The organism is Otariodibacter sp., assembly GCF_029256985.1.
Lineage (GTDB): Bacteria > Pseudomonadota > Gammaproteobacteria > Enterobacterales > Pasteurellaceae > Otariodibacter.
In genome coordinates this window covers 1-3,233 of sequence record NZ_JARIDQ010000064.1, presented here as the reverse complement: position 1 = coordinate 3,233, position 3,233 = coordinate 1, and the positions used below count along the sequence as shown (strand labels likewise).

Genomic DNA, 3,233 nt, shown 5'->3' with positions numbered 1-3,233 from the left:
TCCCTTGTTGCCATTCAATTGTCTATCGATTCAGTGTTTTTTGAAAATTTTCGGATAATTAATCACAAGGTACGATTTTAATCGCAAGCCCACCTGTTGAGGTTTCACGATATTTAGCATTCATATCACGCCCAGTTTCATACATCGTTTCAATCACTTTATCCAAAGTTACACGAGGTTCTGAAGATAAGCGCAATGCCATTCTACAAGCATTAATTGCCTTAACTGACGCAATAGCATTCCGTTCAATACAAGGTACTTGCACTTGTCCACCAACAGGATCACAAGTTAACCCAAGATTATGCTCCATACCAATTTCAGCTGCTGCACAAACTTGTTCTGGTGTACCTCCCATAATTTCAGTTAGCCCAGCAGCAGCCATAGAACAAGCTACACCCACTTCTCCTTGGCACCCAACTTCTGCACCAGAAATTGAAGCATTCATTTTATACAGAGAACCAATTACACTGGATGTGAGCAAATATCGCTCTACTGTCTCAGGCGTTAATTCGCCTACAAACTGGCGATAATAGGCTAATACTGCAGGTACAATACCACAAGCTCCATTTGTCGGGGCTGTTACTACTCTTCCCCCTGCTGCATTTTCTTCATTGACTGCCAAGGCAAATAAATTAACCCAATCAATAATTTGCATAGGATCGTTATTTAATTTACTTGTTGCTTCCAATGTACGACGTAATGCAGCAGCTCGACGAACGACTTTTAGAGGTCCCGGTAAAAGTCCCTCAGTATGCATTCCTCGTTTAATACATTCATCCATCGTTTGCCAAACTTTAGCAAGATAGTCTTGTATTTCTGATTTAGAGTGTAGAGCAAGTTCATTCTTCCAAACTAGACTAGACAAGGGTAAACCTTGATCCTTACAATGTTTCAGTAAATCTGCTGAGCTTGTGTAAGGAAAGGGAATATCTACACTCTCTTGCTTAGCAAGCTCAAATTCATCTTCTGAAACAATAAAACCACCACCGATTGAATAATAAGTTTGTTCAAATAAGAGTGAATCATTATTAAATGCTCGAAAAATAAGTCCATTTTCGTGACGAGGTAAAAAATCATAGTGAAATGGCATATCATTAAAGAAATCGAATGAAATCTTCTTACTATGTTCAGCAAAGGCTTCTGCAACCAGTAACTTTTTCTCTGTTTTTACTTCAGCAATTACACTTTCAATACGTTCAATATCTACATTATCAGGCAAATATCCCATAAGCCCCATAACAATGGCAATATCCGTACTATGTCCTCTACCTGTTAAAGCAAGAGAACCATAAACATCAACTTGCAAGCGGTTAGTTTGAACCAATAATTTGCGATTAATTAATTCATCAACAAATAACTTAGCTGCTTTCATTGGTCCAACAGTATGAGAACTCGACGGACCAATTCCCACTTTAAACATATCAAATACACTAATCATAAAACCTACATAATATATAAAATAACAAATTACCTATCAAAACAAACCATATATGGTCGCTGATATTGCAATACAACCCATTACAACTACAAAAATATTACTCCATTTCCCCTTAAATTTTTGTAGTGATGGAATCTTGTGTATTGCATACATTGGCATAATGAATAAAATCATCGCAATAATAGGGCCACCGAGGCTTTCAATAAGACCAAGGATACTTGGATTTAATGTTGCTACAATCCATAAAATTATAAAGAATACGACGGCAGTAATTTTTTTACATTTTGCGGGATTAATAGGCTTATTTCTCATTTGATTAATTAAACCTTCTAACCCTTCCCTTGCACCTAAATAATGTCCAAAAAATGAACTACCTATAGCAAGAAATGCGACAAGAGGACCAAAATAGGAAATGATTGGGTTATCAAATTTATTTGCTAAATAAGATAGAATCGAAATATTTTGTGCTTTTGCTTCTTGTAATTCAACAGGAGTGAGTGTTAATACACAACTAAACACGAAAAACATAACAAATAAAACAAGTATCATTGCTGTAGATCGTAAAACACGACCACTTTCCAAATCTACTTTGCTGGGTTCTTTATAGAAACGTTGCTGAGATAAAGCAAAAGAAGAAATTGCTGGCGAATGGTTAAAAGAAAAAACCAATACCGGAATAGTTAACCACAATGTTAATGCAAAATTATCTGAACTTGGCATTTCGTGTAAAATTGCACCATTCCAATGAGGAATTAAATATAAAGATAAACCAAATAAAATGATCACCAAAGGATAAACTAAATAAGTTGTAATTTTTAGCATCGTTACTTCATTCATTAACATAACACTAATCATAATTGCAATTAGAACAAATGAAAGAATTATTCGAGGTGGAGAAGTTAAATATAATTGATTCTCTATAAAGGAAGAGACAGTATTAGTAATACCGACACCGTATATAAGTAAAATAGGAAAAATTGCGAAAAAATATAATAAAGTGATTAATTTCCCAGCTCCTTCGCCAAAATGCTCTTTTACCACCTGAGTAATATCACTACCTGGTCGGCTTGATGATAAAACAAATCGAGCTAGTCCTCGATGTGCAAAGTAAGTCATTGGTCCAACTAAAATAGTAATAATTATAAGTGGAAAAAATCCTCCCATCCCCGCATTAATTGGGAGAAAGAGCACTCCCGCTCCGACTGCTGTACCGAATAAGTTCAATATCCACGTAAGCGCGAAGCGGTTAGACGTAAGGTGTTTCATAAATGTAATCCTCGCAGATGCTAATTGTATTTAAAATATATACTCTAATTGATAGAGCAACTAATCATAATACTAAAAAATAAAAGTACAAATGCAAGGTTACTAAAATGTGATCTAACTATAAATTTTTTAAACTTTAATAAAATAAATAATTAATCATATAGCAAATTATACTTACTTATGCTAATGAATATTTAACAAAAATATAATTACTTAGATTCATTAAATATTTTTTCCCCAAATCCTTTTAATCCAACAACGTGTACATACTCTTGGTTATTGGCAATTTTACGCACCAATTTATACGTTGTTCCACGTTCTGGGCTAATGTTTTCAGGGGCGGCAATCAATAATTGCATATCTAAACGTTCACATAATTCAAATAATGTATTGATTGACATGGCATCTAAACGAGCCGCTTCATCTAAGAACAGTAAACGACAAGGTAGAATATCTTTTGCACGTAAACGGCGAGATTCTTCTTCCCAGCTTTGTACAACCATTAATAAGATAGACATACCTGTACCAA

Annotated in this window: 3 protein-coding genes; all 3 read right to left on the bottom strand. The window is 34.6% G+C overall.

The genetic code is table 11. The features are described from left to right. Nucleotides 1–58: 58 nt before the first annotated feature. Nucleotides 59–1,438: an L-serine ammonia-lyase gene (locus Q1J40_RS06730; protein ID WP_301099292.1), complete on the bottom strand. Its 1,380-nt coding sequence runs from the start codon at nt 1,436–1,438 to the stop codon at nt 59–61. A gap of 36 nt (nt 1,439–1,474) precedes the next feature. Beyond that, complete coding sequence (locus Q1J40_RS06725) at nt 1,475–2,704, bottom strand: aromatic amino acid transport family protein (protein ID WP_301099291.1); 1,230 nt, start codon at nt 2,702–2,704, stop codon at nt 1,475–1,477. 209 nt (nt 2,705–2,913) lie between these two features. Beyond that, a partial coding sequence (locus Q1J40_RS06720) for a hypothetical protein (protein WP_301099289.1) occupies nt 2,914–3,233 on the bottom strand: 320 nt, incomplete at its 5' end.

Bases quoted from the DNA above. Each gene is read 5' to 3' on its own strand.
- Q1J40_RS06730 (WP_301099292.1), bottom strand. From the start codon at position 1,438: ATGATTAGTGTATTTGATATGTTTAAAGTGGGAATTGGTCCGTCGAGT.
- Q1J40_RS06725 (WP_301099291.1), bottom strand. From the start codon at position 2,704: ATGAAACACCTTACGTCTAACCGCTTCGCGCTTACGTGGATATTGAAC.